Here is a 5,226-nt window from a genome sequence, read left to right on the forward strand (position 1 = left end):
GCGGGCGAAGGCGACGGCCTCGGCGTCGTCGGCCGCCCAGACGGCGCCGGCCAGCCCGTAGACGGTGCCGTTGGCGATCCTGAGGGCGTCCTCGACGTCCTCGTAGCGCAGGACGCAGAGCACCGGACCGAAGATCTCCTCCTGGGCGACGGTCATGTCGGGGGTGACGTCGGCGAACACGGTGGGGCTGACGTAGTACCCCCGCTCCCTGGGCGCCTCGGGGCCTCCGGCCACGAGACGGGCGCCCTCGGCGACGCCCTTCTCGATGTAGCCCCGCACCCGGGCCTGCTGCCGGGCGTTGACCAGGGGTCCGATCCGCTCCCCGGGGACGTACTTGGCGACGGCCGTGGCCGCGAGGGCGACCGCCTCCTCGTACCGTTCGGCGTCGACCAGCATGCGGGTCCAGGCGCTGCACGTCTGGCCCGAGTTGGACATGACGTTGGCGACGCCCACGTTGACGGCCTTGGCCAGGTCGGCCCCGGGCAGGATGACGTTGGCGGACTTGCCGCCGAGCTCCAGCGCGACGCGCTTGACCGCCGCTCCGGCGGTGGCGCCGATCCGCCGGCCGACGGCGGTGGAACCGGTGAACGAGACCAGGTCGACGCCCTCGTGTGCGGCGAGCGCCTGCCCGGCGACCGGGCCGAGGCCGGTGACCAGGTTGAAGACGCCCGCCGGGAGGCCCGCCTCGTGGACCGCCTCGGCGAAGAGCTGGGCGGTGAGCGGGGTGTCCTCGGCGGGCTTGAGGACGACGGTGCAGCCCGCGGCGAGGGCCGGGGCCGCCTTGGCGACGATCTGGTGGAGCGGGTAGTTCCAGGGGGTGATCGCGCCGACGACGCCCACGGGCTCCAGCAGGACGGTGGAGTTGCCCAGCTTCTCCTCGAAGGAGGAGGAGGAGGCGGCCAGTTCGGCGTAGGAGCCCGCCACGAGCACGGGCAGGCCGGCGTGCACCGTCCGGGAGAGCGGCAGCGGGGAGCCGAGCTCGGCGGTGACGGTCTCGGCGATCTCTTCCGCGCGGGCCGCCAGCACGTCGCGCAGGGCCGCGATGCGGGACGCGCGCTCGGCGGGAGGGGTGGCCGCCCAGCCCGGGAAGGCGGCCCGGGCGGCGCGTACCGCGGCGTCGACGTCCTCGGCGGTCCCGGCCGGGACGTGGCCGATGACCTGTTCGTCCGCCGGGTCGACGACCGCGATGGTGTCCTGGCCGAGGGCCGGCACCCACTCCCCGCCGATGTACATGCCGTCGTGTGCCTTCATGGCGTCCCTCCCGGGTTCGCTGTGCCTGCCGCCGCGGCGTCGCCGTACGGACGGGTCCCGTCCCGCCGGACCAAACTAGCGCTGTTAGTTTTCCGGCGCCAGGGAACGGCCGGAGATGCGGGTCACGTGCCGCGGCCCGGGAGCCGGCCCGCCCCCGCGGGACGGAGGAACCGCTCGCGCGCGAGCGGTGCGCTCCCGGTACCGGTGGGGCGGAGCGGCCGGCGTGCCGGTCAGTCGAGGGCCTGGGCGAGGTAGGCCCGGAGCAGCACCCTGGTCTCGGCGATCAGTGCGGGGTCGCCCGACGGGTCGGTGCGGAAGGCGAGTTGGAGCAGGGCGTCGGCGGCCTCGACGCAGACGAGGACGGTACGCAGGAGGTCGGGGTCGGGGCCGGTATCGGGCGCGGGGCCCGGCCCCGCAGGACCGGGGCCGGTGGACTCCGGGCCGGCTCGCTCCGGGACGGTCGGCCCCGGGCTCCCGGTGGACTCCTGGCTCCCGCTGGACTCCGGGCCGGTGCGGTCGAGGCCCTCCGGTCCGGGCTCCGCGCCGGTCCCGGCGGGCACCCCGCATCCCCCGGCCCCGCCGTCGGCCACCGCGCCCCGGCCGGAAACCGCCGCCCTCCCCGGCGCCCGGCCGAGGTGCCCGGCCAGCAGGACCGCCAGGCGTCCGGCGAGCCTCCGGTTGGCCTCGTCGGGGGCGTCCGCGACCGGTGCGGGCGGCCCGAAGTCGACCAGGCCGAAGCCCGGTACGGCCCGCTTCATCGCCAGGTACTCGTCCAGCACGGCATCGATCGCCGCACGCCATCGGTGCGCCGGGATGTCCGCGAGACGGCCGGTGATCCGCTCGGCGTAGAGGTCCAGGTTCCGTTCGGCCAGGGCGTCCACCAGCGCGCGCTTGTTGGAGAAGAAGCGGTAGACGGAGCCGATGGGCACCCCGGCGCGGTCGGCGACGGTGCGGGTGGACAGCTGCTCGTAGCCGGACTCGTCGAGCAGTTCGGCCCCCGCGTCCAGGATCCGGGACAGGCGTTCGGCGCTGCGCTGCTGGACGGGGACACGCCGGAGGTTCGTGTGGGGGTGAGGAGGCACGCACCCCATGATGCCGTGGGGGCGGCGGCCGGTTCCCGCGCCCTCCGCCGCAGGACGCACCGGACCGCGCCGCGTGTGCCGTTGACGGGCCGCCCCCGCATTCCTACGGTTACCCATAGGATTCCTCGTCAGGAGTCCGGTCCAGCCACGTGAACGCACCGGGAGCGCATGATGAGCGGCATCGAGCAGGCGGGGAAAGCGGCCGAAGGCCTCGCGTACAGTGCCGGTTTCGGCAACGAACACAGCTCCGAGGCGGTCCCGGGCGCCCTCCCGCACGGCCGCAACTCACCGCAGCGCGCCCCGCTCGGGCTGTACGCCGAGCAGCTGAGCGGTTCGGCGTTCACCGAGCCCCGCGCCCGCAACCGCCGCTCCTGGCTCTACCGGATCCGCCCGTCCGCCGCGCACCCGGCGTTCACCCGCGTGGACAACGGCACCCTGCGCACCGCACCGTTCACCGAGACGGTCACCGACCCCAACCGGCTGCGCTGGAACCCGCTGCCCGACCCGGCACCGGGCACGGACTTCCTGGCCGGCCTCTGGACGCTCGGCGGCAACGGCGACGCCGCGCAGCGCACCGGCATGGCCGTCCACCTGTACGCCGCCGACACCTCCATGACCGACCGGGTGTTCAGCGACTCGGACGGCGAGCTGCTGATCGTCCCCGAGCGGGGCGGGCTGCTGCTCCGCACCGAGCTGGGCCTGCTGCGCGCGGAGCCCGGGCACGTGGCGCTGATCCCGCGCGGCGTCCGCTTCCGGGTCGAGCTGCTGGACGCCACCGCCCGCGGCTACGTCTGCGAGAACTACGGCCAGCCGTTCGTCCTGCCCGACCTCGGCCCGATCGGCGCCAACGGCCTGGCCAACGCCCGGGACTTCCTGGCGCCCGTCGCGGCGTACGAGGACCGCGAGGGCCCCGTCGAGGTGGTCAACAAGTTCTGCGGCAACCTCTGGTCGGCGACGTACGGCCACTCGCCGCTGGACGTGGTCGCCTGGCACGGCAACCACACGCCGTACCTCTACGACCTGCGCCGCTTCAACGCGATCGGCAGCATCAGCTACGACCACCCCGACCCGTCGATCTTCACGGTGCTGACCTCGCCGTCCGACACCCCGGGACTGGCCGGGGTCGACTTCGTCGTCTTCGCTCCCCGCTGGCTGGTCGGCGAGGACACCTTCCGCCCGCCCTACTTCCACCGCAACGTGATGAGCGAGTACATGGGGCTGATCGAGGGCGCGTACGACGCGAAGGCCGACGGGTTCGTGCCCGGCGGCGGGTCGCTGCACAACATGATGTCGGCGCACGGCCCCGACCGTGAGACCTTCGAGCGGGCGAGCGCGGCGGAGCTGAAGCCGCAGAAGATCGACGACGGGCTCGCGTTCATGTTCGAGACGCGCTGGCCGGTCACGGCGACGGCGCAGGCCGCCGGGGCGGACCATCTTCAGCGCGGGTACGACGACGTGTGGCAGGGTCTGAGCCGCGACTTCCGGCCGTGAGACCACGCGGCCGGCCACCGATCCGAGAGGCCGGGTGAACCGGATGGACCAGGTGAACGAGGCACGCCCCGCGCCCGCCTTCGCCCCTGACTCCCTGGTGCTCAACCGGAAGCTGCCGCTCTGGTACCAGGTCTCGCAGTCGCTGCGGGCGTCCATACTGGGCCGCCCGCAGGACGCCTCCTCACGGCTGCCGACCGAGGAACAGCTCGCCGCGCACTACGGCGTCAGCGTCCTCACCATGCGGCAGGCCCTCAAGGAGCTGGAGTCGGAGGGGCTGATCAGCAGGCACCGCAGGCGGGGCACGTTCATCGAGCCGCGCGCCCGGCGGGTGTCGCCGGTCCGGCTGCTGGGGTCGATCGACGCGATCGTCGCCCAGCAGTCGGGTGAGCGCACCACCGTGCTCGGCCACGGCCCCTCCCCGGTGCCGGGAGACCTGGCGGAGTTCTTCCCGGACTGCTCCGAGGTGGTGCGCTACCGGCGGCTGCGCTGCGACGAGGCGACCGGCGAGCCCACCAACTGGGCGGAGAACGCGGTGGTCCGCGACGTCGCGGACCGTATCGACGTGGCCGACCTGGAGCGGTGGCCGATGACGAAGGTGCTGCGCGACGGCGTCGGCGTACGCATCGCCCGGATCACGGACACGGTCGAGGCCCGCCTCGCCGACCCGGCCACGGCCGAGCTGCTCCAGGTACCGCTGCTCAGCCCGATCCTGCACTACACGGGGGTGTCCTACGACGAGGACGGCCGGGTGGTCGATGTGGCGTGCATCCGCTACCGGGGCGACCGCTTCTCGTTCTCCGTGACGGTGGACGCGCACTGACCGGTGCGTGGACCGGCCGTCTCCCGCCGGGCCCGGCGGGCTCGTTACGATGCCGGGGGCGGCGGACGTGTCGACGGGGAGGACCGCACGGTGGCAGCACGGCGAGCGGCCGGAGCGGACGCGGGGCTCCTGCCGCTGGACGACCTGATGCCCTGGTCCGTACGTCCGCTGCGGACGGGGCGCGCCTGGGTGACGGCACCCGACGCACCGTCCCTGCGGGCCCGTTGGGACCGGCTGGTCCGGGCCGAGGGCGCCGAGCGGGACCGGCTGTTCGGGCCGACCCGTTCCCGTACCCCGTGGACGGCGGCCACCGCGCTGCCCGGCCGGTCCACCGGGACGGGAGCCTTCGCCCGGGACCCCGGGCCGTACCCCGAGCCGGTGCGGATCCTGCACGGCCCCTTCGACGAGCAGTGGCTGATCCCCGACCACCGGCTGCTCGACACGGCGCGGCCCGAGCTGTGGCGGGTCGCCGACCGCCGCCAGGTCTTCGCCGTGGAGCACGGGTACGTCCCCGCCGCGTCCGGCCCCGTCCTGTCGGCCACCGCGCTGCTGCCGGACGGCCACTCGCCCGCCGGCCGTCCG

Annotated in this window: 5 protein-coding genes; 3 read left to right on the forward strand and 2 right to left on the reverse strand. The window is 74.5% G+C overall.

Annotated features, from left to right (window positions below):
- A partial coding sequence (locus IH13_RS0124915; RefSeq protein ID WP_031088040.1) for an aldehyde dehydrogenase family protein occupies window positions 1-1,251 on the reverse strand: 1,251 nt, incomplete at its 3' end.
- 230 nt (window positions 1,252-1,481) lie between these two features.
- Window positions 1,482-2,333, reverse strand: coding sequence for a TetR/AcrR family transcriptional regulator (locus IH13_RS0124920; protein WP_234433381.1), 852 nt, complete (start codon window positions 2,331-2,333; stop codon window positions 1,482-1,484).
- 171 nt (window positions 2,334-2,504) lie between these two features.
- Here IH13_RS0124920 and hmgA point away from each other — a divergent pair, with 171 nt between their 5' ends.
- From hmgA to IH13_RS0124935, 3 genes are all read left to right on the forward strand, one after another.
- Entirely contained in the window at window positions 2,505-3,824 is a 1,320-nt protein-coding gene (gene hmgA / locus IH13_RS0124925) for a homogentisate 1,2-dioxygenase (RefSeq protein ID WP_031088042.1), read from the forward strand.
- Between the two features lie 43 nt (window positions 3,825-3,867).
- On the forward strand, window positions 3,868-4,644 hold the full coding sequence (locus tag IH13_RS0124930) for a GntR family transcriptional regulator (protein WP_234433382.1): 777 nt from the start codon (window positions 3,868-3,870) through the stop codon (window positions 4,642-4,644).
- Window positions 4,645-4,734: 90 nt separating this feature from the next.
- On the forward strand, window positions 4,735-5,226 hold a 492-nt coding region (locus IH13_RS0124935), incomplete at its 3' end, for a type ISP restriction/modification enzyme (RefSeq protein WP_031088044.1).

This window comes from Streptomyces sp. NRRL WC-3549 (assembly GCF_000721935.1).
GTDB lineage: Bacteria > Actinomycetota > Actinomycetes > Streptomycetales > Streptomycetaceae > Streptomyces.

Excerpts from the sequence above, each read along its gene's own strand:
- hmgA (WP_031088042.1), top strand. The coding sequence starts at position 2,505 with ATGAGCGGCATCGAGCAGGCGGGGAAAGCGGCCGAAGGCCTCGCGTAC.
- IH13_RS0124930 (WP_234433382.1), top strand. The coding sequence starts at position 3,868 with ATGGACCAGGTGAACGAGGCACGCCCCGCGCCCGCCTTCGCCCCTGAC.